This is a genomic window from Amycolatopsis saalfeldensis, assembly GCF_900110575.1.
In the GTDB taxonomy this organism is placed as follows: Bacteria; Actinomycetota; Actinomycetes; order Mycobacteriales; family Pseudonocardiaceae; genus Amycolatopsis; species Amycolatopsis saalfeldensis.
The window spans coordinates 752,386-775,601 of sequence record NZ_FOEF01000001.1; the positions used below are offsets into that span (position 1 = coordinate 752,386).

The following is a 23,216-nucleotide window of genomic DNA, read 5'->3' on the forward strand; positions in this document are numbered from 1 at the left end:
CGGCGCTCCCGTCGCGAGCCGCCCTTCCCCGGCAACCGGCGCCTCCGCACCGAAGCCCGGTGCCGCGTCCAACGGCAATGCCCCGGCCGGTGCGGGCGCCAATGGCGGTAGTGCGGCCAACCGAGGCGCATCCAACGGCGGCGCGACCGGTACCGGCGCAGGCGCCAAGGGCGGTGCCGGTGCCAATGGCGGTGGCGCGACCGGCGCCGGTGCCAATGGCGGGGCGGCCGGTCGCGGCGCAGCCAACGGCGGTGCCCCTGCCGCTGCTGCCGCCAACCGCGGCGCGGCCAACGGCGGTGCCCCGACGAGCGTTGGCGCCAAGGGCGGTGCGGCCAATAGCGGTCCGGCCGCTGCTGTTTCCCCGTCCCCGGCGCCGAAGCCCAAGCCGGCCACGGGATCGGCCGACTCGCCGACCACGCCGGGCACGGCGACGGTCCAGCCCGCTGCGGGCAATCCCCTCGTCAAGTCCAACGGCCCCAAGCCGAAGCCGTCCCCCGGCAACGGCAAGGCCGCCGCGCCCGGCAACTCGGGCGGCGAAGCAGGCGGCGAGGGCAACCAGGGCGGCGGCAAGCCGCTCTCCCCGACCGCGGGCAAGCCCGTTTCCTGATCAAGCTCAGCGCGAAAAGCCCCTCCGGCCGGAGGGGCTTTTTGTGTCCGGCCGGAAGCACGAGCCCCGGATGGCGGGGCGGCGGCTCCGCGCCTACCGCCGCCCCGGGCCGGGGAGCCCCGGATGGGCGGCTCCAGGGGAAAGTCTCAGATGGCGCCGGCGCGCAGGGCGTACGCGACGGCGTGGGCGCGGTTGTTCAGGCCGCAGCGGGTCATCAGGCCGTAGAGGACGTTCTTCACGGTGCGCTCGGAGTAGCAGAGCTTGGCGGCGATCTCCTCGGTGCCGAAGCCCTCGGCGACCAGGCGGAGGACGTCGCACTCGCGGGCGGCCAGGCCGGACAGGGTGAGGCCGTTGGGCTCGAGCACGTCGCGGCGCATGCGCTGCACCTGCCCGAGCAGGGCGCCCTGCAGCCGCGGCGGCAGGGTGGCGGTGCCGTCGCCCGCGGCGAGCACGGCGGCGACCAGCTCGGCGCCGCCGGTTTCGCGGCGCGGCAGGATCGCCACGATGCCGCACTCGATGGCCGTCATGAGGTCGCTCTCGCGGAAGTGGTCGGCGACGATCACCAGGTCGGGACCCGCCAGGTGCTCGGACTCGCGGCCCAGCTCCTTCACCCGCGCCAGCACGCGATCGGTGACGTGCTCCTCCATCACCAGGACGACGTCGGCCTGCGCGGCCGAGTCCTCGGGCAGTACCTGCAGCTCGGCGCGGGTCCCCAGCAGACTCGCGGCGCCGGCCTTGGTGATCGGGTCCGAGGCGAGAACAGCGACTTTGACGAGCTTCACGAGTACTCCTACCACCACTCCACGTTGACGACAGTCAGTCTCGCGTGCGCGACTTCACGTTTTCTCCCCGCGAATCTCCACGCCCCGCAGAGTTTGTGAAGAACATGGCCGTCAGCCCAGGTCAGCGCACTTCACGACGACCTCTCGGCCACCTTCACGAGCCCGCCGAGCCACCCTGCGCCGGGGGTCGGCGCTCCTCGGCCTGACCACCAGCGGCCGGCTGCTCGTCGCCCGAGTCCCGGCCCAGTGCCCGGCTACCCGGAACCCGGCCCGCCGTCCGGCCGCCCGGATTCCGGCCCGGTGCGCCCGGGGTCCGGACCCGGCCCGCCTCCGGGCCCAGAGCTGCCCGCGATCTCCTCGAACGCGTCGCGGGCTCGGTCCAGGCATTGTGGCATCCGGGCGAGTGCCTCGGTCCACTCCTGTTTCGCGGCGCGGTAGCGGGCCTGGGCCTCGGCCGGCCAAGCGGCCAGGTCCTGTTCCACAGTGGACTCCAGCTCGGCCATCACCGCGCGGAGGCCGCCGGTGGTGGCGCCCATCCGGTCCAGGATGTCGTCGGCGTGGCTGAAATCGGAACCGGCGCCCGTCATGCTCAGGTTCCGCTCGAGCCGCCGGTCCGGTGCCTCGCGTCGCCGGTGGCCGCTCTCAGGTCCTCCAGCCGGCCGACGATCACGTCGAACTGCTGTTCCCATTCGTTCATCGCCTGGCCGAACCGGACGGAGGCCTCGCCCCGCCACGAGGTCTGCAGGACGGCCATCTCGGTGTTGACCTGACGCAAGTGCGCGTTGGCGGATTCGATCGCCCGGGCGAACTGGCCCGCTGTGTCCTGCATGCCTCTCCTCGCCACACATCCCCAGCCCGCCTGCGATTGGACACGCGGGGCACCACCGAGAGTGATCCAACGACCGGGGCCGGCGGTACCGAACCCCCAGGTGCCATGCCCGAATTTCGGTGATCATTGCCTGCCGGGCCCCCGGCCGGGACCGGAGGGAGTTTTCCTGCCGTTCGCCGCTAGTCCGGATGGCTGAAACGCGGGAGCCGGAGAATCGGGAAACCGGACCGGGCGGGCAACCCGCCCCAGGGCCGCCGCGTCACCGTTTCGGGCGTAAGCTCACCTCTGGCATCCGGCGTGTGACGATCCGTCAGCGCGTGAAGGGAGACCCATGTCGGCAGCGGACGGCGCGGGGCCAGGCTTCACCGCGCCGAGGGTCCAGCTGCTCGGCCCGGTCAAGGCCTGGCGAGGGAACACGGAGCTGGACCTCGGGTCCGCCCACCGCCGCACGGTCTTCGCCGTGCTGGCCATGTCGCCGAACCGCACGGTGTCGCGCGAGGAGCTGATCGACGCGGTGTGGGGCGACGCTCCCCCGGCCAGCGCCCAGGGCAGCATCTACACCTACATCTCCGGCCTGCGCCGCGTGCTCGAGCCCGGCCGCGCCCGCGGCACCGGCCCGCAGCTGCTCGCGTCCATCGGCTCGGGCTACTCGCTGTGCGTGGAGCCCGAGACCATCGACGTGCACCACTTCGAGGCGCTGCGCGAAAAAGCCCACCGCCACCTCACCGCCGACGAGCTGCGGCCCGCCCGCCAGGTGCTCGACGAGGCGCTCGGCCTGTGGCACGGCACCCCGCTGTCCGGGCTGCCCGGCCCGTTCGCCGACGCGCAGCGCGCCCGGCTGGAGGAGCTGCGGCTGGCGACCGTGGAACGGCGGGCGCTGGCGGTGCTCAACGACGGCGGCCACGGCGAGCTGATCGCCGGGCTGACCGCGCTCACCCAGGAGCACCCGTTCCGGGAAACGCTGCGCGGCCTGCTGATGCGCGCGCTGGACGCCGGCGGCCGCCGCACCGAAGCGCTCGCCGTCTACACCGACGTGCGGGACCGGCTGATCGAGACGTCCGGCACCGAACCTGGCCCGGCGCTGCGCGAGCTGTCCGAGCGCATCCGCGACGGTCAATCCCGGCCCGCGGCCCCACCGGCCACGCCACGGCCTTCGCCGGCGCCCGCCCGCGTGCCGCGGTTCCCGGTGCCGGTCCTGCCGCCGCGCCCGGACGTGTTCCTCGACCGGGCCGACGAGACGCTGCTGGTGCGTGAGGCCGTCGCCGGGCTGCCGAGCGGGCTCGGCCGGTCGGTCTGGGTGGAGGGCGAGCCGGGCATCGGGAAGACCGCGCTGCTGGCCGAAACACTGGCCATGGCCCAGGAAGCGGGCTGCAAGCCGTTGTTCGCCGCGGCCGACGCGCTGGACCAGCGGTTCGCTTTGCGCCCCCTGCTCGACGCGCTGGGCGTGCACCCGCGGGCGTCGGACCTGCGGCGCGCCGAGCTGGCCGTGGCGCTGGCGGAGAACCCGGACCAGGACCCGGTCGAGGGCCTGCTCGGGCTGGTCCGCGAGCTGTGCGCGGACGAGCCGCTGGTGCTCGTGGTCGACGACCTCCAGTGGGCCGACGACACCACGCTGCGCGTCTGGCGCTACCTGAGCCGGGAGACGCGACGGCTGCCCCTGCTGCTGATCGGCGCGTGCCGGCCGATCCCTCGGCCCGCCGCGCTGGACAGCCTGCGCGCGGAGCTTTCGGCCGACGGCGCCGACGTGCTGGCGCTCGGCCCGCTGCCGGAGACCGCCATCCGCGACCTTTCGGCCGACCTGACCGGCGCCCCGCCCGGCCAGGTGCTGCGGATCCTGATCTCCTACGCCGCCGGAAACCCGCGCTACGCCAAGGAAACCGTCGAGACGCTGCTGTCGAACTCGATGATCCTGCTGGACGGCGCGCAGGCCATCGTCGACGGCAACAGCTGCCGCTCCATCCCGTCGCCGCTGGGCTCCCGCGTCACGCTCTACCTCAGCTTCCTTTCCAGCGGCACGCGCGACGTGCTGCGCTGGGCGGCCTTGCTGGGCAAGGAGTTCTCGCTCGCCGACATCGCGATCGCCACCGAGCGCCAGGCGACGGCCCTGGTGGGCGCCGTCGAAGAGGCGCTCGCGGCCGGGGTGCTCGTCGAGTCCGAGGAACGGCTGAAGTTCCGGCACCCGCTGCTGCGCCGGGTGCTCTGCGAAAAGACGCCGGCCGCGATGCGCGTCGCGCTGCACCGCCAGCTGGCCGAGTCGTTCCAGGGCGCGGGCGCGTCGCCGGAGCGGGTGGCCGAGCAGCTCGCGGCGGCGCCCGTGCAGATCGACTCGTGGGTGACCGCCTGGCTGCTCGAGCACATCGGCTCGGTCGCCACCGGCGCGCCGCGGATGGCGGTCGACCTGCTGCGGCACGTCGTCACGCAGGGCACGCTCCCGGCCGAAGCACGCGAGCCGCTCACCGCCACGTTGGCCCGGCTGTTGTTCTGGCTCGGCCGCGAACCCGAGGCGGAGGCGCGGTCCGTCGTCGCGCGCACCGAAGACAGCAGGCAGGCCGCGGAGATGCGCTGGATCCTGGCCTACATCTACTACCGGCGCGGCGAGTTCGCCGAGGCCGCGGAGGAGGTCCGGCGGACGCTGGCCGACCCGAACGTGCCGGAGATGTGGCGCGGCCGCCACGAAACCCTGCGCGTGACGATCGAGCGGCTGGCCGCCGACGAGACGTCCCAGCCCGACCTGTCCGAGCTGGGTGTCCTCGACGGACTCGACGACGCGGCCGAGCCGCTGGACACCGCCCGCCGGCTGGCCGCAACCCGGGCCGTGCCCGGCGAAATGCACCTGGCCGGCGCTGTGCACTACTACTGGCGCGGGCGCTGGCCCGAGGCGCTGGCCGAGCTGGACACGGTGATCAAGGGCGGCGCGGAGACGGCGTCGTACGTGCTGCGCAGCCCGGGCTCGGCGCTGCTGGTGCACGGCGTCGGCGCGTTGATCGCCGGGCACCGCAACGAGCCGGAGGAGGCGCGCGCTCACCTCGACGCGGCTTCCCGGCAGCACTGGCCCAACGACCTGGAGCCCAACGGCGGCGACTACCTGCTGGCGGCCGAGGCCCAGCTGGCGGAGCTGGAAGGACGGCCGGAAGCGGCGCTGGCGGCGCTCTCGCCGCTGCTGGACCCGGGCTACCCGCCGTCGGCGCGGCAGCAGTGGCTGCCGGACCTGGCCCGGCTGGCCGTGCAGCTCGGCGACCAGCGCGCGCACCAGGCGCTGCGGATGATGGGCACCGGCGACACGGCGGAAATGCCGCCCACGCACGCGGCCGCCGCGGCGCACTGCCGCGGGCTGGTCACGGCGGACCCGGACGCGATCCTCGGGGCGGCCGCGCACTACGAGCTCGCCGGGCGGGTGCTGAAGTACGCACGGGCGAACGAGGACGCGGCGATCCTGCTCGCCGGGAGCGGGCGGCTGGACGAGGCGCGCACGGCGTTCCGGACGGCGCTGACGAGCTACACGACGCTCGGCGCGGTGTGGGACGTGCGGCGGGCCGAGGGCCGGATGCAGCCGTTCGGAATCCGCCGGGCCAACCCGGTGCGGCGGGCCGCGGGCGAATGAACCGGCCGATTCGAATGGGGAGAAACGGCCACCACACACCGATTCCGCTCATGTGAGCGCGTTGACCGCCCCAATCGGCGAACTGTCCGCAGGACACTGTGGATCGACGGGGTCGCGCGCTGCCGTTACGTGATCCGCTCCCGGTAGGCTCGCCGAAATCAGGACGGTACGTCGAACGGAACGACATGCCAGGGGATGGGCACAACGGATTGCGGGTGGACGTGCTCGGTCCCTTGCGGGCCTGGCGCGGTCGAGCTGAAGTCAAGCTCGGGCCCGCTCGTCAGCGCGCCATCTTCGCGATGCTGGCGGTCAACGCCGGGCGTTCCGTGCCACGCGGGGAACTCATCGCGGGGGTGTGGGGCGACTCGCCGCCGGCGAGCGTCGAGGGCAGCGTGCACACCTACGTTTCCGGGCTTCGCCGCGCGCTGGAGCCGGAGCGGACGCGGTGGGCGGCGGCCAGCGTGCTGGTGTCCGAGCCCGCGGGCTACTCACTCGACCTCGACCCGCAGGCCCTCGACGCGGCGGTGTTCGAGCAGCACCGCGAACAGGCCCAGCAGTACGCGGCCGAGGGCGACCACGAGCGGGCCGCGGCCGCCCTGGACGCCGCGCTCGCGCTGTGGAACGGGGAAGCGCTCTCCGGCGTCCCCGGCGAATTCGCCGAGCGGCACCGGAAACACCTCGCCGAGCTGAGGCTGGACACGCTCAAACGCCGCGCCGAAGCCGTTCTCGCGCTGGGCGGCCACCAGGACCTCATCGCGGAGCTGACCGTGCTCGCCGGCGAGCACCCGCTGCACGAGCCGCTGCGGGAGTCGCTGATGCTCGCGCTCTACCGCAGCGGACGGCCGTCCGACGCGCTGGAGGTCTTCCGCGAAGCCCGCGCCACCCTGCGTGCCGAGCTGGGCGTCGAACCGGGCGCCGAGCTTCGTGAGCTGCAGCAGCGGATCCTCGCGCAGGACCCCGCCCTCGAACTGCCGCGCCCGGTCGCGGAACCGGAACCGGAACCGGCGCCGGTGTCCGTGCTGCCGACCCGGATCAGCCGCGCGATGCACGGCGCTACCGAAGGTCCGCTGTTCGGCCGCGAGGTCGAGGGGCGGCGGCTGACCGAGCTGCTCGACGAGGTCCACGACGGCCGGGGGCGCGCCGTCTGGATCGAAGGCGAGCCCGGCATCGGCAAGTCCGAGCTGCTCGCGAGCGCGTTCGGCCACGCGGGCGAGCAGGGCCTGCAGGTCGCCTGGGTGGCCGCGGACGAGCTGAGCACCCGGTTCCCGCTGCAGGTGATGATGGAGTGCCTGGCCATCGACGCCGCGTCGCCGGATCCGCGCCGGGCCCGCGTGGCCAAGGAGCTGACCGGCGACCAGCCGGCGCGCCGCACCTGGGGCACCAGCGATCCGGTGCTCGGCGCCGTGGACCGGCTGCTCTCCCTGGTCGACGAGCTGTGCGCGGCCGCCCCGCTGGTGCTGGTGATCGACGACCTCCAGTGGGCCGACGAGTCGAGTGTGCTGGTGTGGCACCGGCTTTGCGCCGCGACGCGGCAGCTGCCCCTGCTGCTGGTCGCCGCCACCCGCCCGGCCCCCGACCGCGCCGAGCTGGCCCAGCTGCGCCGCGGCGTCGAGCAGCGCGACGGCGTGGTGCTGGACCTGGCCCCGCTCGTCGCGGACGACGTGTCCCGGCTGATCGAAGAGCTGCTCGGCGCCGATCCCGGCCCCGGGCTGCGCGAGCTGGCCGCCCGTGCCGCCGGGAATCCGTTGTACGTCAAGGAGATGGTGGACGTCCTGGTCCGCGCGGGCGCTGTCGAGGTCGGCCACGGGCGCGCCGACGTGGACGATCCGGCGGAGTTCGAGACCCCGCGCTCGCTGGTGGCGGCGGTCGACCGGCGGCTCGACTTCCTGCCGCCGGAGACGCAGGACGTGCTGCGCTGGGGCGCGCTGCTGGGCATGGAGTTCGCGGTCGGCGACATCGCGGCGGTGCTCGGCATCCGGCCGTCGGACCTGTTGGGCCCCTTGGAAGAGGGTGTGGCGGCGAACGTGCTGATCGACACCGGCACCCAGCTCGCGTTCCGCCATCCCCTGCTGCGCCAGGCCCTCTACAGCCGGCTGCTCTCAGGCACCCGCGCGGCGCTGCACCGGCAGGCCGCCGAAGCGCTGGCGCGGATCGGCGCGCCGGTGAAGCGGGTCGCGGAGCAGCTGGTGGCCGCGCCGTCCACAGTGGACCCGTGGGTGCTCGACTGGCTGGCGGAGAACCATTCCGCCGTGTCCAACCGCGCGCCGTTGATCGCCGTCGAACTGCTCGAACGAGCACTGGCCGCCTGCCAGCCCGCCGACCCGCGGCGCGAGGTGCTGATCACCGCGCTGGTGAAGGTGCTGTTCCGGCTCGAGCGCAGCCCGGAGACGCTGGCCGAGCAGGCCCTCGCCCTGTGCCAGGACCCGGAGAACCTCGCCGAGATACGGCATCTGCTCGCCGCCATCCGGTTCCGGCAGGGCCAGGTCGAGCTGGCCGTGGAGACACTCGGCGAAGCGGCCGAGGACCCGGAGGTGCCGGAGATCTGGCGCGTCCGGCACCGGCACCTGCTGGCCAACTTCCGCCGTGGCGGGCTGGACGACCTCGACGCCGCCGAGTCGAGGGCGTACGCCGCGCGCGCCGACGCCCACGGCGACCGCTACCTGACCGCGCACGCGCTGCAAACGCTGTGGCTGGTGGATTCCGTGCGGCGCCACCACGCGAGCGCGCTGGAGCACATCGACCAGGCGATCACCGCCGTCGGCGACGAGCACGAGCTGGCCGACCTGCACCTGGACCTGCTGGACAACCGCGTGTTCACCCTGCAGAACCTGGACCGCCTCGGCGAGGCCGACCGGACGCTGCGCGCCGCGGGCGAGATCGCGCTGCGGCACTCGATGCCGGTCGGGCTGCAGGTCTCGGTCGCCGTCCACCGGTACTGGGAGGGCCGCTGGGACGAGGCGCTGGTGGAGCTGGACACCGTCACCGAGGACGGGCCGGCGATCACGTTCTACGGCCTGCGCGAGCCGGGTGCGGCCGCGCTGCTGCTCCACGGCGTCGCGTCGCTGATCGCCGCGCGCCGCGGTGAACAGGGCCAGGCCGCGGCGCACCTCGACGCGGCCGAGGAGTACGCGCCGGCGACGGGCGCCGAGCGGGAGAGCTTCGATTTCCTGTTGGTGGCGCACGCACTCGTGGAGCTGCAACGCGGCGACGTCAAGCAGGCGCTGGCGGTCCTCGAGCCGATCCTGAACCCGACGTACGCGCAGATGATGCTGCGCCACCAGTGGTTGCCGATGTTCGTGCGGCTTTCACTCGACGCGGGCGACCTCGACCGCGCACGGCGGGCCCTCGCCGTCTGCGAGGAAGAGTCGGCGAAGGAGCGTGAGCCGGCCCGCGCGACCGCCGCCGCGGCCTGGTGTCGCGGGCTCATCGACAACGACCCCGGGCCGGTGCTGGAGACCGTGGAGCACTTCCGCCGGGTGGGCCGGAAACCGGAGCTGGCGAGCGCGCTGGAGGACGCCGCGGTGCTGCTCGCGCAGACCGGCGACATGGTCGGCGCGCACGCGGCGTTCGACGAGGCCGCGGAGCTGTACACCTCGCTTTCCGCGCGATGGGACCTGCAACGCGCCGAGAAGCGCCTGCTGGACCTGGGCGTCCGGCAGGGCTCGCGGTTCTCCGTGGTCCGCCCGGGCTTCGGCTGGGACGCGCTCTCCCCGATCGAGGTCCGCATCGCGACGCTCGTCGCGGCCGGCCGCTCGAACCCGGACATCGCGACGGAGCTGGCCCTGCCGCGGCGCACCGTGCAGGCGCATGTGGCGCGGCTGCTCGGAAAACTGGAGTCGCCCTCGCGCAGCGGGGTGGCGAACGCCGTGGCACGGCGTACGAGCTGACTCAGCCAACGCGAGCTCAGCCGTACACGGTGCCCTTCAGGATTCCCCGGACGATGTACCGGCCCATCACCAGGAACAGCACGATGACCGGCAGCACCGCCAGTGTCGCGCCGGTCAGCATCAGCGCGTAGTCGGTGTAGTAGCCGCTGGCCAGGTGTGAGAGCACCACCTGCACGGTGGGCGCCTCGTCGGGGTCGAGCACCACCAGTGGCCAGAAGTAGTCGTTCCAGGAGGCCATGAACGTCAGCATCCCGAGCACCGCGGCCTGCGGGCGCAGCGCCGGGACGGCCACGTGCCAGAACGTCCGCACCGCCGAGGCACCGTCCACAGTGGCCGCGTCCACCAGCTCGCGCGGCACCGCGGCCTCGCACGCCTGGCGCATCCAGAACACGCCGAACGCGCCCACCAGCGCGGGCACGATCACCGCCTCCAGCCGGCCGTACCAGCCGATGTCGCTGACCACCAGGTACAGCGGGATCACGCCGAGCTGCGTGGGAACCATCGCCGAGCCGACCACGAACAGGAACAGGCTGTTGCGGCCGGGGAACCTCAGCCGCGCGAAGGCGAACCCGGCCAGGCTCGCCAGGACCACATTGGACACCATCACCGTGGTCGACACGATCAGCGAATTGCCGATGGCGGCCCAGAAGTCGACGGTGTCGAACACCTGCCGCACGTTCTCGAAGAAGTGCCCGCCCGGCAGCATCACCGGCGTCGTGCTGCCGATCGCCGAATCGTCGCGAGTGGACACCACGAACGACCAGTACAGCGGGAACACCGAGGCGCCCAGCACGGCCACCAGCACCACGTAGACCCAGGCGCCCGCCCGGCCGCGGGGCCTCAAGACGCGCCCACGAACCGGCGCACCAGCCGGTAGTTGAACACCGCGAACACCGCGCAGAACACGAACATCACCCACGACAACGCGGCCGCGTAGCCGGCGTCGAACTTGCCGAAACCCTGCTCGTACAGGTACATCGTGAGCGTCTGGAACTGCCGGTCGTTGCCGCCGGAGCCGGTGGGGTCGAACAGCTGCGGCTCGGCGAACAGCTGCAGGCCGTTCACGGTGGCGGCCACGACGGTGAACGCGATCGTCGGCCGGATGCCGGGCACGGTGACCGACCAGAACGAACGCCAGCGCGAGGCGCCGTCCAGCGCCGCCGCCTCGTACAGGTCCTGCGGCACCGCCTGCATCGCGGCCAGGTAGATCAGCGCGTTGTACCCGGTCCAGCGCCACATCACCATGGTGGCCACGGCCAGGTGCGAGGACCACTGCCGCGCCTGCCAGGAGATCGGGTCGACGCCGAACCAGCCGAGCACCTCGTTGACCACGCCGTAGTCACGGCTGAACAGCTGCCCGAACACCAGCCCGACGGCCACCACCGACACCACGTTCGGCAGCAGCACCCCGGTGCGCCACCAGGTCGCGCCCCGCAACGGCCGGTTCAGCAGCGCCGCGATGCCGAGCGCGAGGAAGAACTCCGGGACCGCCGAGAGCAGGAAGATGCTGGTGGTGTTGAAAAGCGCGTTGTAGAACCGCGAATCGGCGAGCAGCCCGGCGTAGTTGGCCAAGCCGAAGCGGCCCTCGTCGCCGGAAATCAGATTCCAGCGGTGCAGCGAGACCCACGCCGTGTAAAGCAGGGGAAAGGCGCCGAAAACGACAAAAACCGCGAAAAACGGTGCGATGAACAGGAAGGGCGTGCCCTTCCGATCGAACCTCGCCGGCAGGGCCGGCCGGGCTGCACGCGGCACTGCGGCTACTTGATCGCTTCTCGGCCCGTCTTGACCGCGTCGTCCCAGGCCTGCTGCACGTCCTCGGACTTGTCCTCGATCCGCCCGAGGGCGTGCCCGAACTCGGGGCGCACGTCGGCGTCGTGGAGGCCGCGGTAGTTGGGGCGCAGCGTGTCCGCCGAGGCGGCGTAGAGCTGCCCGACCGGGGCGTTCGAGAAGTACGGGTCGGTGTGGGCGACGACCTGCGGGTCCTTGTAGGCCGGCGGCTCACTCGGGAGGATCCCGTCGGACAGGAAGAGCCGCTTCTCCTGCTCCGGCGCGGTCAGCCAGCGCGCGAGGTCGTACGCCTCCTTCGGGTGCGCGCTCTGCTTCGGGATCGTCAGGAACGAGCCGCCCTGGTTGCCGCTGGCGCCCGGAACGGTGGTGACGTCCCATTTCCCGGTGTTGCCGTCACCGCCCGCCTCCTTGATCTGCGTGAGCATCCACGCGGGGCAGGCGATGGTGGCGAACGAGCCCTGCTTGATCGCGACGTTCCACGCCTGTGTGTACGTGGTGGCGGCCGCCGTCTCGCCCTTCTGCGCGATCCCACCGGCCAGGAAGAAAGCGTTGCGGACAGCGGGGTTCGTGTCCGCGATGTAGGAATCGTCCTTCGAGGAGAAGTAGTTCTCCGGCGACTGGTTGAGCATCGCGGTGTAGACGGTGCCCGCGGAGTCCGCGAACTTCACCTTCGGCAGCTTCGCGGTGAAGCGGGCGGCGAGGTCGGCGTACGCCTGCCAGGTCGGCATCAGCTTCGCGACGGACGCGCGGTCGGACGGCAGGCCGGCCTGCTCGAACAGGTCGCGGCGGTAGCACATCGCGAGGCTGCCCATGTCGGTGCCGAGGCCGAGCACGTAGCTCCCGTCCGTGCCCTGCGCCCACTTCCACGGCGACCACTGGTTCTTCAGCTGGTCCGCGCCGTAGTCGGCGAGGTTGACGAACTTGTCCTTCGCCCGGATGTACTGCGGGACGTACTGCTCCTCGACCGCGACCACGTCGGCCGCGCCGCGGCCCGCCGCCAGCTGCGTGGCGAGGGTCTTGAAGTGCGTGTCGAAGTCGGTGACCCGGCTCTGGATCTCGATGTCCGGGTGCTGCTTCTGGTACTCCGCGAAGAGCGGCCCGTAGCCGAACTCGCCGAACGTCGCGACGGTCAGCTTGATCTTGCCGGCTGCGGCGTCGGAGCCACCACAGGCGGACGCGAGCAGGAGGAGCGCGGTCGTCAGGACAGCGACGGCCGGGCGTCGGGTCAGCGTTCGCACGGGGTGAGCTTCCCTCAGATAACACCTGCGCGCAGGGCGTAGGCGACGGCATGCGGTCGGTTGCGCAGCTTCAGCCTATTGGTCATGCCGTAGATGACGTTCTTCACGGTCCGTTCCGAGTAGCAGAGCTTGCCCGCGATCTCGGCCGTGTCCCAGCCCTCGGCCATCAGGCGCAGCACGTCGACCTCGCGCGGCGACAGCGCGGCGCCGCCCGCGGCGTGCTGCAGGCTCTGCGCCTGGCCCAGCAGATCGCGCAGCGAACTCTCCCGGCCCGTCGCGGCCGCGACGATGCTCTTCACCAGCTTGTCGCCCGCGATGGCCTCGCGCGGCAGCACGGCGGCGACGTGGCAGGCGGCCAGCTCCGGCAGCTCCTCGGCCTCGACGTGGCCGGCCACCAGGACGATGGCAGCGGGCGTCTCGGACGCGGCGGCACGCAGGGCGGCCTTCACGTCGGGCGTCACCCGGCTCGCGGCGAACACCAGCACGGCGGCCTCACCGCGGCGCTGCCCCGGCACCACCTGGATCTCGTCGCACGACCGGAGGTGCTCGATGAGCCCCGCCAGCGCGATCGGGTCCGAAGCCCACGCCGCCACCCTGACCTGATCCATCGTTACCTCCCTGAAGAAACACCCATCCCGTGTCATCAGTCTGCTGAGGGTGCCTTCATGAATTCTCTAGCCGCCGTGAAGCCATTCTTCACGACGCGAAGCCGGAGGTCACCGGGGCTTCCGATACCGTCGCGAGGGACACCGCCCGCGGCAGATCGTAAGGAATTCATGAAGGCGCACGCACGGAAGCGGCTACCAGTGGGAATCTTCGCGGCCCTGCTGTTCTCCGGGATCGTCTCAGGCTGCGCTTCACCCACGATCTCCGGCACCGCGATGGCGCGCCCCTCGGCGGCCGCGCCCACCGCCGGCGGCTCCTCCATGGCCTCCCCACCTGCGGCAGCACCGTCTTTGCCGGCCTCGGCGTGCGGTGCGAAGGTCGCCTCGATGGACGTCCGCGCGCAGGTGGCCCAGCTCGTCGTACCGGGGGTCGACGCCGGGAATCCGGCCGCGGCGGTCGAACTGGTGCGCTCGCAGCAGATCGGCGGAATCTTCGTGGGCGGCAATAACACCACGCTGTTGCAGAATGGTGCGTTGAACGCCGTGCAAGCGGCCGCGAAGATCCCGGTGTCGGTCGCGGTCGATGAAGAAGGCGGCCGAGTTCAGCGCATCGACGATCTCGACGGCTCACTGCCGAGCGCGCGCGAACTCGCCGCCACGAAAACACCCGACGAGGTGCGCGCGCTCGGCGTCCAGCGCGGGCAGCAGCTGCGCGCCCGCGGGGTCACCGTCGACTACGCGCCCGACGCGGACGTCAGCGAGGAGCCGGACGACGCAGTGATCGGCGACCGTTCCTACAGCGCGGACCCGGCGAAGGTGCGGCAGTACGCGATGGCGTTCGCGAACGGGCTGCGCCAGAGCGGCATCACGCCGGTGCTCAAGCACTTCCCCGGCCACGGCCACGGCTCCGGCGACTCGCACAAGGGCACCGTCACCACGCCGCCACTGGACCAGCTGCGGCAGGTGGACCTCCAGCCGTACCGCAACATCGCCGAGTACGGGAAGATCGAGGTGATGGTCGGCCACCTCGACGTGCCGGACCTGACCAACGGCGTCCCGGCGTCCATCTCCCCCGCCGCGTATCAGCTCCTTCGCGGCGAATACCACTTCACCGGCCCGGTGATCACCGACGACCTGGGCGGCATGAAGGCGATCACCGACCAGTACTCCCTGCCCGACGCGGTGCTCAAGGCGCTCCAGTCGGGCGCCGACGAAGCCCTGTTCTCCTCCGGCTCGGGCAACGTCGGCCAGGTGCTCGACCGGCTGACGAAGGCGGTCGCCGACGGGGACCTGCCGGCCGACCGCGTGGCCGCTTCGGTGCAGCGGGTGCTGACGTCCAAGGGCGCCTGCGGCTGAGCCCTGACGGGCGAACTCTATGAACTCAACACCGCGTTCGGTGTCCTCCGGTGTGATCCTGGTCCCGCTTGCCGGTCGATCAAGGAGGATCGAGTGTCGTGTAAACGTCTTCTCGCCGGAGCCGCGGTCGCGCTCGGGCTGAGCTTTCTCATCACCGCGCCGGCGTCCGCGGCGCCCGCCGGGATCGTCGACCGGCCGGTGGCCACCACCGGTTGCGGCAAACCGGCGCCGGCCGAAGGGACGGGTCACCTGACGTCCGGCGGCGTCGCCCGCGATTACCTGATCCACCTGCCCGACGGCTACAACGCGCGGCGGCCGTACCCGCTGGTGCTGTCGTTCCACGGGCACGGGCGCACCTCGCAGTACCAAGAGGAGCTTTCGGGCTTCTCGAAGACGAACGCCATCGCGGTATACCCCCAGGGGGTGACCGGGACGGACGGTGAATCGGCCTGGAGCGGCGCGCCGTATTCCGCGCCGGTGGACGACGTGCTGTTCACCAGCGACCTGCTCACCTCGCTGCAGCAGCAGCTGTGCGTGGACCCGAGCCGGATCTACGCCGCGGGCAAGTCCAACGGCGGCGGTTTCGTCGGCGTGCTCGCCTGCCGGCTGCCGAGCCGGATCGCGGCGTTCGCCCCGGTTTCGGGCGCGTTCTACCCGCAGGGCGGCGCGTGCGAGCCCTCGCGCCGGGCGCCCCTGATCGACTTCCACGGCACGGCGGACACCACCATCCCGTACGGCGGCAACCCGGCGAAGGGCCTGCCGTCCATTCCGGACTGGCTGGCGGGCTGGGCCTCGCGCGACGGCTGCTTCCCGCGTCCGCTGGAGTTCTCCCCGGTGCGCGACGTGGTGACCCAGTGGTGGCTCGGCTGCTCGCTGGTGCACTTCCAGGTGCAGCACGCCGGACACGTCTGGCCGAGCACCAAGCCGAACCTGGACTCCGCAACCCCGACAACGATCGACGCCACGCCGGTGATCTGGCAGTTCTTCCGGACGCACCCGCTGTCGGTGCGGTGACGTTCAGGCGGGGGTGACCAGCAACGTGACGGTGCGGTTGGTGCCCGGGTCGCCATCCGGATGGGCGGCGGTGGACCGGGTCGGCGCTGCCGGTGCGGTGACGCTCAGGCGGGCATGACGAGCAGCGTGACGGTGCGGTTGGCACCCGGGTCGCCGTCCGGATGGGCCGCGCTCGACCGGTCGGCGCTGCCGGTGCGGTGACGCTCAGGCGGGCATGACGAGCAGCGTGACGGTGCGGTTGGCGCCCGGGCCACCGCCCGGATGGGCCGCGGCCGACCGGTCGACACCGCCGACGCGGTGACGTCAGCCGGGAGCGACCAGCAACGTCACGGTGCGGTTGACACCCAGGTCGCCGTCCGGATGGGCCGCGCTCGACCGGTCGGCGCTGCCGGTGCGGTGACGCTCAGGCGGGCATGACGAGCAGCGTGACGGTGCGGTTGGCACCCGGGTCGCCGTCCGGATGGGCGGCGGTGGACTGGTCGGCGCTGCCCATCGCGAACGCCGTCAGTGGGAGGCCGCTCGCGGTCGCCAGCACGCGGGCCGCGGAGGTCGCCCGCGCGAGGGCGACCGTCGAGCCGCCGGTGGCGGGACCGCCCGCGACTGTGACACCGTGCCCCAGCACTGTCACGCGCACCGACTGTCCTTTGAGGACTTCGGCCCACTGCTGGAGCGCCCGGCGGCCCTCGGTGCTCGGCGAGGTCGCGTTCGGACCGAACAGGCCGGCGTCGAAGGACACCGAGACGTCCGTTTCGCCGGGCGAGGTGTGGACACCCGGCGCGGCCAACGCCGTGGCGAGCGCCGCGAGCCGCTCCCGCCGGGCGGCGGCCGCGGCGGCGTCACGGAACTTCGCGGCGTTCAGCCGATCCAGCTCGGCTTGCAGGCTCGACGCGGCGGGCCCGTTCGGCGCAGCCCCGGCGGCCGACCCCGAGACGACCGCCGGCGCCGACCCGAACGGCACCGTCACCACCACCACACCCCCCGCCACCACGATCACGGCCGCCCCCACCGCAAGCGCCCGCCACGGCACCCGCCGCCGACGGCCCCACACCGACCGCACCCGCGCCACCCGCTGCCGCCCCGCCATTGCCGACGGTGCGTCCGGCACCAGCTCCAGCACCCGCGCCCAGGCAGCGTCGGCCGCGTCGAGGTTCCCGGCTTGGGCGTAGACGCGCGCAAGGAGGTCCAGCCGCGCCGGTTCGCCGCCGGTGGGCCACGGATCGGTGCCACCAGCCGGTGCCGCCCGGCCATCCCTGGGCGCCGAGGTGGTCGCGATGTCCCCCTCAGGACCACCGCGGCCACCTTGCCCGGCACCGCGGGAGTCGCCGCGGTCGTCAGAGCCGCCCTGGCCAGCCCGACTGCCCGGGCCGCGGCGGTCGCCGTGGCCGGTGTTGCTGGAGCTAGTCCCCTTTGTGCCGCCCCGGCTACCTTGCCCGCCGAGATCGCCCCGGCCGCTGCGGTCGCCGTGATCGCTTCGGCCGCTGCGGTCGGTGGCGCTCGAGCCATCCCCCTTCGTGCCGCCCCGGCCACCTTGCCCGCCGAGATCGCCCCGGCCGCTGCGCTCGGCGCCGCTCGAGCCATCCCCCTTTGTGCCGCTGCGCTCGGCGCCGCGCGTGTTGCCTGCCTCCGAGTCACCGCTGCCGACTCGCGCGCCTCCGCAGGAGCCGTCACCCGCCGAGTCACCACGGCCGCCCCGCGTCAGCCCACCACCGCCGAAGCCAACTGCGCCGGCCTGCTCCAGCAACCGCACCGCCGCGTCGAAGTCTCCGCGACGCGCAGCTTCAGCCGCCTCGGCCAGGGTCAGTTCACGGCCGAGCAGGTCCAGGGAGCCGGTCATTTCCGCTCCTGCTGGATGCCGCTGTTCGGGGTTCCGCGGCCGTCGTCCGGCAGCAGGGCGCGCAGGCGGCGATTCAGGCTCGGGAGGGCGGGCCAGTTGCTCGTCGCGATGAGGCGTTCGCCCTCGCGGACCAGTTCGCGGGCCTGGGCCGGGGACGACATCCGGTCCTGGGATGCGCGCAGGGCGTTGAAGATCTCGACATCCAATGAACCGTCGCGGCGCAGGAGGCGGACCTGGAGGTCCAGGGCCTGCTCCGAAAGCTGCTCGGCGGCGGGCACGTCACGCGTGTTCTGCAGCTCGGCGTAACCGCGTTCGATGTCCGCCAGCTCCGTGCGGTCCTCCTCGGCGCCGACGCGGTCGACCAGGTCGCGGCAGTGCTCGATCTGGTCGCGCACCCGCTCCAGCACCTCCGGGACGCGCAGCTCCTCCTCGATGTCGTCCAGCTCGGCCTGGACGCCGCGGATCCGGGCCTCCGCGGAAACGGCGGCGCTCTCGTCGGTGGTCGCGGAGGCCACTTCCTCGCGGACCGACGGCACCACGCCCTGGTCGTCGAGCCGCATCAGCAGGCCGCGGGCGCGGTCCGAGCGCGTCACCTCGACCTGTTCGCGCAGCTGCTCGTGACGCGCCTCCACCTCGTTCATCAGCCGCCGCAGCGTCGGCGGGTCCGGCACGGTCCGGGTGTTCAGGTCGACCACGGCGTCGAATTCCTCGTTCAGCAGCGGCACCTCGGCGACCACCGAAACCAGCCGGGATTCGTTCATCTCGAAGAACATCTGCACTTCGCTGCCGCGCGGCAGGTCCCGGCGCAGGTCTTCGGCCCGGATCTCGATCAGGCCGACGGCGAGGTTGCGCTCGCCGCGCCTGCGCTCGCCCTCGACGATCGGGATCCGGATCGCCGCGCCGGTGTCGGTGCGGCGCAACGTGACCGTGGTGTGGAACGGCTGGTTGGCCTTCGCCGGCAACGTGGTGTTCTTCAGCAGCATCGGGGTGAACGTGCCGTCGGCCTCGGTCAGGCCCACGGAGTTGACCACCGTCTGCCCGGTCATCTCGTTGACCCACTGGGTGATCGTGATCGAGTCCGGGCTGACCGGCACCCGCGCGCCGGAGGGGTCCATCAGCTCCACGTCGAACCGGTTGCGCGCCAGGTCGGCCAGCAGCGCGTCGACGGTGAACGTGCCGTCGGCGGCCAGCGTCACCTCCGCGGTCCGGTACGAGGGGCGGCGGGCCGGGTCGTTCAGCGCGATCCGGAACCGGCTCCAGTCGGCGCCGCCCGGCGTCGCGCACCGGCCGGAGACCGGCACGGAGGTCAGGCTCGTGGTCGGCGGGTAGGACAGTTCGAGGGTGAACTCGCCGCGTTTCGGCGCGACGGCGGTGCGCGGCAGCGCGACCGTGCCGGCGTAGACCGCGGCGCCGCGCGCGACCACCGTGCTCGGGTCCTGGCTGTGGTCCAGCCGGATGCCGAGCCCCTCGGCAGGGTCCGCGAGCAGCTCCCGCAGGCTGGGCGACAGCGTCGGGCCGCCGACCAGCAGCAGCCGGTCGATGTCCGACGGCCCCAGGTTCGCCTTCGCCAGCGCTTCCCGGCAGAGCGTGATCGCCCGCCGGTAGAGCGGCCACGCGAGCTGGTCGACGTCCTCGCGCCGCAGGGTGTATTCGAACATCTCCGGCTGGCCGTCACCACGCTGGAGGTCCAGCATGACCTGCGTCTGGCCGGACTGGGACAACGCGATCTTGCCCGCCTCCGCGCCGACGCGAAGGAACGCGAAGTTCCGCCGCCACGCCGGGTTGTCCCGCCGGAAGTCCTTCAGCCCCAGCTCTTTCGCCGCGGCCGGGGCGAGCAGCCGGTCGACGATCGCGGCGTCGATGTTCTTGCCGCCGAGGCTCGTGTCGCCCGCGTGGTCGAGCACCTTCAGCTCGCCGTCGACCGTGCTGACCACGGCCGAGTCGAACGTGCCGCCGCCGAGGTCGAACACCATCCAGTACGCGCTGCTGGTCTCGTTCTGGAAGCCGTAGGCGAAGGCCGCCGCGGTCGGCTCCTGCACCAGCGGGCACGGCGCGGTGAAGCCGGCCAGCTTCGCGGCCTCGCTGGTGGCGTTGGTCTGGTTGAGCAGGAAGGCCGCGGGCACGGTGATCACCGCGGCCGCGGGCGCCTCGCCGAATCGGCGGGCGGCGTCACCGCGCAGCGTCTTGAGCACCTCGGCCGAAAGCTCCACCGGCGTCAGCGAAAGCCCGGAGCGGGTGAATTCACGGCGGACGTCCGCGAAGCCCATGGCCTGCTTGAATTCGATCTGCACGTTTTCCGGGTCGCGTTCGAGGCGGTCGCGGGCGGCGGCGCCGACCTGGATCACCCCCGCCTTCGGGATCCAGACCGCCGACGGCGTGTAGTCGCTCTGGGCGTTGTTCTTGACCATCGCGACGCCACCGTCGTCCAGCACCGCCATGGCGCTGTTCGTCGTGCCGAGGTCGACGCCGAAGTCAATGGTGTCGCGCATTCCTGTCCTCCGTGTTGCCGGGGGCGACCGGGCACCCCACGATGACCTGCCCCATCTGGATCCGGCGGTCGGCCAGGTACACCGACGGCCGCACGGTCTCCACCACCCGCTCGGCGGTGAAGCCGGGTTCGTCCTGGAACACCAGGACCTCCAGCGCGAGACCGGAGTCGTACAGCGTCCCGTCGTGGTCCTGGACCGCCACGCCGGCGGCTTCGAGCGATTCCTGGCTCATCGCGAGCAGCCGGCCGGCCTGGCGCGCGGCCCGGTCGTCCGCGCCGTCGAGCCGTTTGCGGGCCCGCCACAACGCCGTCGCGGCCGTCGCGAGGTCCGATTCGGACAGTCCCGAGCCGGTGCCGGCGGTCGCCGACTGCCGTTCGGCGGCCGCGAGCGCGGTCGAGACCTGGGTGACCAGCTCTCGTAGCCGTTCCCGCTCTTCCTTGCCCCACAACGGTTCTTCGATGCGGAACTCCCGGTGCTGCCGGCGTTGCCGGGCCTCGGCGCGCCACCGCGCGTACGTTCCTGTGACAGTCACAGCCGCCTCCCTAGTCTCGTCCGGCCAGCCACGACGGCAACACCACGAACAGCAGCACCGCGGTGAGCACGGTCAGCCCGCTGGGGATCGCCGCCCCGCTCGCGTGGGCGATCCAGAAGACGCCGGCCACCACGGCCCCGAAGGCCACCAGCCCGGCCATCCCACCGGTGCTGCCCCGGTCGCTGAGCGCCGCGCCGATGCAGAACAGCAGCCCCAGGATGCCGATCACCAGGCACGAAACCAGCGGCGAAGCCAGCAGCGTCGACAGGAACGCCAGGCCGAGCGCGGTGTGCAGCAGCCCCAGCAGCACCCGTGCCTTCTTGGACGGCGGCGGCACCACCCCGTTCTCCTGCAGCCGGCGCATCGTGGCGATCATGCGCCTGGCCTGCTGCTGGTCCCCCGGCCGCCGCGAGTGGGCGAGGATCTGTTCCAGCGCTTGCTCGGCCTCGGCGTAGCGCCCCAGCCGGGTCAGGGTGGTGACCCGGCTCCACAGCTGGCCGACGTCGGTCGGCGGCAGCGGCGCCGTGGTCGCGGACCGCTCGTTGCGCCCGATGGTCGCGAGGGTCTCGGAGTCGGTGCTCAGCCGGCGCGCGAGCGCGAACACGTCACGCACGAGCCGGCGTGACGAGGCGGGCACCTCCGAGAGGGCGACGCCGATGTTGTTCGCCGCGATCGCCGACGTTTCCCGCAATCGCCCGGCCCGCCGGTACTCCTCGAACGGCATCACGCGTTCGAGCCGGTCCAGCATCGGGGCCAGCTCGCCCAGCGCGCGCTCGGCGGCCTCTCGCGCACCACCGTTGTCGATGAGCTTTCGCAGCTCCTTCAACAGGTCTTCCCCGCGGCTGAAGGTGTCGCCGGCGGCTTCGGTGCGCGCGGCGGCTTCGGTGGCCTTGTCCACTCCCCACATCGAGAGGAAGCCGAGCAGCCGGTCGGGCTCGGGCGAGGCGGCGGCCAGCGTGACGAGCGGGGCGACCAGCGCGCCCGGCAGCGCGGCGCGCAGACCATCCACTGTGGACTCGTCGAGCCGCCGGTCGCCGCTGGTGCCGACCCGGTGGCGCAGGTGCTGCCAGAACGCCTCGCTGCGCTGGGTGAACGCCCAGTTGCGCGCGGCGTCGTTCCACAGCGGCATCGGGTGGTCCTCGGTCCGGTCGGCCTCGGCGTCCAGCGCCGCGGCGTGGGCCTTCACGGCGGCGTCGTGCCGGTCGTGCAGCTGGGGCGGGCAGTCGCAGTCCTCGGGCGCGCCCCAGTGGCCGAACACCTCGTCGACGAGCCGGTGCTCGGTGTTGCCCAGCTCGTCGAACGCCGAGCGGACCTGGTCCGGCGTCACGTCTTCGGGCACGCCCGGCGGGCGCCCGCCGACCTCGAGCGCGCCCAGCACCCGCAGCCGCCGCTCGCGGACGGCCCGGCGGGTGGCCGTCGCCGGGAGGCCGGTGATCCGGAACGGGTTGCGGCGGTACAGCTCCGGGGTCGCGACGGCCTTCAGCCGTGTCGCGGCCGTCCGGCTCCGGCCCTCGTTCGCACCCATGCCGCAAAAGTTAGGGCGGACGGCCGGGACCGGTCCCGGCCCCGGAGTGACCGGCGTCACTTCGAACCGGTGGAACCCCGGGCGGCCGAGCGCGTGTACCCGGCATGAACAGCAGAAAGCACGGGACCCGCCGCCGCTGGGGGTGGCCGCTGGTCCTGGCTGTGGTCGTCGCGGGGGCGGCGGGGGCCACGGCGTCGGCCGCGCCGGAGCCGACTCCCCTGGAGAAGTACCGCGAACTTTCGCAGCAGGCCGAGAAGCTCAGCCAGGACCTGCTCGGCGCCCAGGCCGACCTCGACGCGAAGCAGGCCGACCTGGCGCGTGCCGGTCAGGATCTCGCGGCGGCGAAGGACACCGGCGCGAAGGCGGCCGGCGAGCAACAGCGTCACCAGGTCGACGTGGACCGGTTCGCCGGCGCCGCCTTCACCGGCAACTCCGAGCTGAACCGGCTTTCCGCGCTGTTGAGCGGCGAATCCATCGCCGACTACCTGCAGCGCTCGTCCGCGCTGGACGTGGTCGCCGCCAAGCAGCAGGCGGCGCTCGACACCCTGGCCGACGCCACCCACGCGGCGAACGACGCCACCGCGAAGGCCGCCGACGCCGAGCACCGCGCCCAGGCCGCCCGCGACGCCGCGGCCCGGCTGAAGTCCGACATCCAGGCCCGGCAGCACTCCCTCGACGACCAGATGCGCCGGCTCGAGGCCGCCGCCGGCGACCTGACCTCCGCCGACCGCGCGGCGCAGCACGACGAGGGCGGCGACCCGCCGGACGTCCGCGCGCCCGCGGGCGCCGCGCAGGCCGCCGTCGACGCGGCGCTGAGCCGGCTGGGCAAGCCGTACCAGACGGGCGCGACCGGCCCCAACGCGTTCGACTGCTCCGGCCTGATGCTCTGGGCCTACGCCAAGGCGGGGGTGAGCCTGCCGCGCACCAGCCGGGCGCAGTCGGCGTTCGGCACCGCGATCCCGCGCGACCAGCTCCAGCCCGGTGACCTGGTGTTCTACTATTCGCCGGTCTCCCACGTCGGGATGTACCTCGGCAACGGCAAGATGGTCCACGCGCCGGACACCGGGGACGTCGTCAAGATCTCCCCGCTGCAGAGCCAGTACGCCGGGGCCCGCCGCCCGTAGCCGAG

At 72.8% G+C, this 23,216-nt stretch carries 16 protein-coding genes; 5 read left to right on the forward strand and 11 right to left on the reverse strand.

Features of this window, described 5'->3' with window-relative positions; translation table 11 throughout:
* Positions 1-753: 753 nt before the first annotated feature.
* The 3 genes from BMY97_RS03390 to BMY97_RS03400 form a co-directional block, all read right to left on the reverse strand.
* Positions 754-1,389 (reverse strand): helix-turn-helix transcriptional regulator, encoded by a 636-nt coding sequence (locus BMY97_RS03390; protein ID WP_091612199.1) that lies wholly within the window; start codon positions 1,387-1,389, stop codon positions 754-756.
* A gap of 254 nt (positions 1,390-1,643) precedes the next feature.
* Positions 1,644-1,976: a WXG100 family type VII secretion target gene (locus BMY97_RS03395; RefSeq protein WP_177231151.1), complete on the reverse strand. Its 333-nt coding sequence runs from the start codon at positions 1,974-1,976 to the stop codon at positions 1,644-1,646.
* Between the two features lie 2 nt (positions 1,977-1,978).
* A complete protein-coding gene (locus tag BMY97_RS03400) occupies positions 1,979-2,218 on the reverse strand; it encodes a WXG100 family type VII secretion target (protein WP_091612202.1) in 240 nt (79 codons plus the stop codon).
* Positions 2,219-2,549: 331 nt separating this feature from the next.
* Here BMY97_RS03400 and BMY97_RS03405 point away from each other — a divergent pair, with 331 nt between their 5' ends.
* Together BMY97_RS03405 and BMY97_RS03410 are read left to right on the forward strand one after the other, a co-directional pair.
* Positions 2,550-5,819: an ATP-binding protein gene (locus tag BMY97_RS03405; protein ID WP_091612205.1), complete on the forward strand. Its 3,270-nt coding sequence runs from the start codon at positions 2,550-2,552 to the stop codon at positions 5,817-5,819.
* 215 nt (positions 5,820-6,034) lie between these two features.
* The gene (locus BMY97_RS03410; RefSeq protein ID WP_091612206.1) at positions 6,035-9,706 is read left to right on the forward strand and encodes an ATP-binding protein; all 3,672 of its coding nucleotides are present in this window, start codon (positions 6,035-6,037) and stop codon (positions 9,704-9,706) included.
* A 16-nt stretch (positions 9,707-9,722) separates the two neighbouring features.
* Here the strand turns inward: BMY97_RS03410 and BMY97_RS03415 are convergent, their stop codons facing one another.
* The 4 genes from BMY97_RS03415 to BMY97_RS03430 are packed head-to-tail and all read right to left on the reverse strand — an operon-like array spanning position 9,723 to position 13,340.
* Positions 9,723-10,550 (reverse strand): carbohydrate ABC transporter permease, encoded by an 828-nt coding sequence (locus tag BMY97_RS03415; RefSeq protein WP_091612209.1) that lies wholly within the window; start codon positions 10,548-10,550, stop codon positions 9,723-9,725.
* Positions 10,547-11,458: a carbohydrate ABC transporter permease gene (locus BMY97_RS03420; protein ID WP_245787117.1), complete on the reverse strand. Its 912-nt coding sequence runs from the start codon at positions 11,456-11,458 to the stop codon at positions 10,547-10,549. Before BMY97_RS03420 ends, BMY97_RS03415 begins: the two co-directional genes overlap by 4 nt.
* 5 nt (positions 11,459-11,463) lie before the next feature.
* A complete protein-coding gene (locus BMY97_RS03425; protein ID WP_091612211.1) occupies positions 11,464-12,732 on the reverse strand; it encodes an extracellular solute-binding protein in 1,269 nt (422 codons plus the stop codon).
* Positions 12,733-12,746: 14 nt separating this feature from the next.
* The gene (locus BMY97_RS03430) at positions 12,747-13,340 is read right to left on the reverse strand and encodes a helix-turn-helix transcriptional regulator (protein ID WP_091612214.1); all 594 of its coding nucleotides are present in this window, start codon (positions 13,338-13,340) and stop codon (positions 12,747-12,749) included.
* A 204-nt stretch (positions 13,341-13,544) separates the two neighbouring features.
* Here BMY97_RS03430 and BMY97_RS03435 point away from each other — a divergent pair, with 204 nt between their 5' ends.
* Positions 13,545-14,693, forward strand: coding sequence for a glycoside hydrolase family 3 N-terminal domain-containing protein (locus BMY97_RS03435; RefSeq protein ID WP_425425225.1), 1,149 nt, complete (start codon positions 13,545-13,547; stop codon positions 14,691-14,693).
* A gap of 93 nt (positions 14,694-14,786) precedes the next feature.
* Positions 14,787-15,707 carry a CE1 family esterase gene (locus BMY97_RS03440; protein ID WP_425425219.1) on the forward strand — a complete coding sequence of 307 codons (921 nt, stop codon included), beginning with the start codon at positions 14,787-14,789 and terminating at the stop codon, positions 15,705-15,707.
* Between the two features lie 403 nt (positions 15,708-16,110).
* On the opposite strand, the gene BMY97_RS03445 is transcribed toward BMY97_RS03440, so the two are convergent.
* Genes BMY97_RS03445 through BMY97_RS03460 form a run of 4 tightly spaced genes read right to left on the reverse strand, consistent with a single transcriptional unit; the run spans position 16,111 to position 22,087 of the window.
* The gene (locus BMY97_RS03445) at positions 16,111-17,541 is read right to left on the reverse strand and encodes a tetratricopeptide repeat protein (RefSeq protein ID WP_091612221.1); all 1,431 of its coding nucleotides are present in this window, start codon (positions 17,539-17,541) and stop codon (positions 16,111-16,113) included.
* Positions 17,538-20,030: an Hsp70 family protein gene (locus BMY97_RS03450; protein ID WP_091612224.1), complete on the reverse strand. Its 2,493-nt coding sequence runs from the start codon at positions 20,028-20,030 to the stop codon at positions 17,538-17,540. The genes BMY97_RS03445 and BMY97_RS03450 overlap by 4 nt, the downstream gene beginning before the upstream one ends.
* Entirely contained in the window at positions 20,014-20,562 is a 549-nt protein-coding gene (locus BMY97_RS03455) for a hypothetical protein (protein ID WP_091612226.1), read from the reverse strand. Before BMY97_RS03455 ends, BMY97_RS03450 begins: the two co-directional genes overlap by 17 nt.
* A 10-nt stretch (positions 20,563-20,572) precedes the next feature.
* Entirely contained in the window at positions 20,573-22,087 is a 1,515-nt protein-coding gene (locus tag BMY97_RS03460; RefSeq protein ID WP_091612229.1) for a hypothetical protein, read from the reverse strand.
* Positions 22,088-22,191: 104 nt separating this feature from the next.
* Here BMY97_RS03460 and BMY97_RS03465 point away from each other — a divergent pair, with 104 nt between their 5' ends.
* Positions 22,192-23,211: a C40 family peptidase gene (locus BMY97_RS03465; RefSeq protein ID WP_091612232.1), complete on the forward strand. Its 1,020-nt coding sequence runs from the start codon at positions 22,192-22,194 to the stop codon at positions 23,209-23,211.
* Positions 23,212-23,216 lie beyond the last annotated feature (5 nt).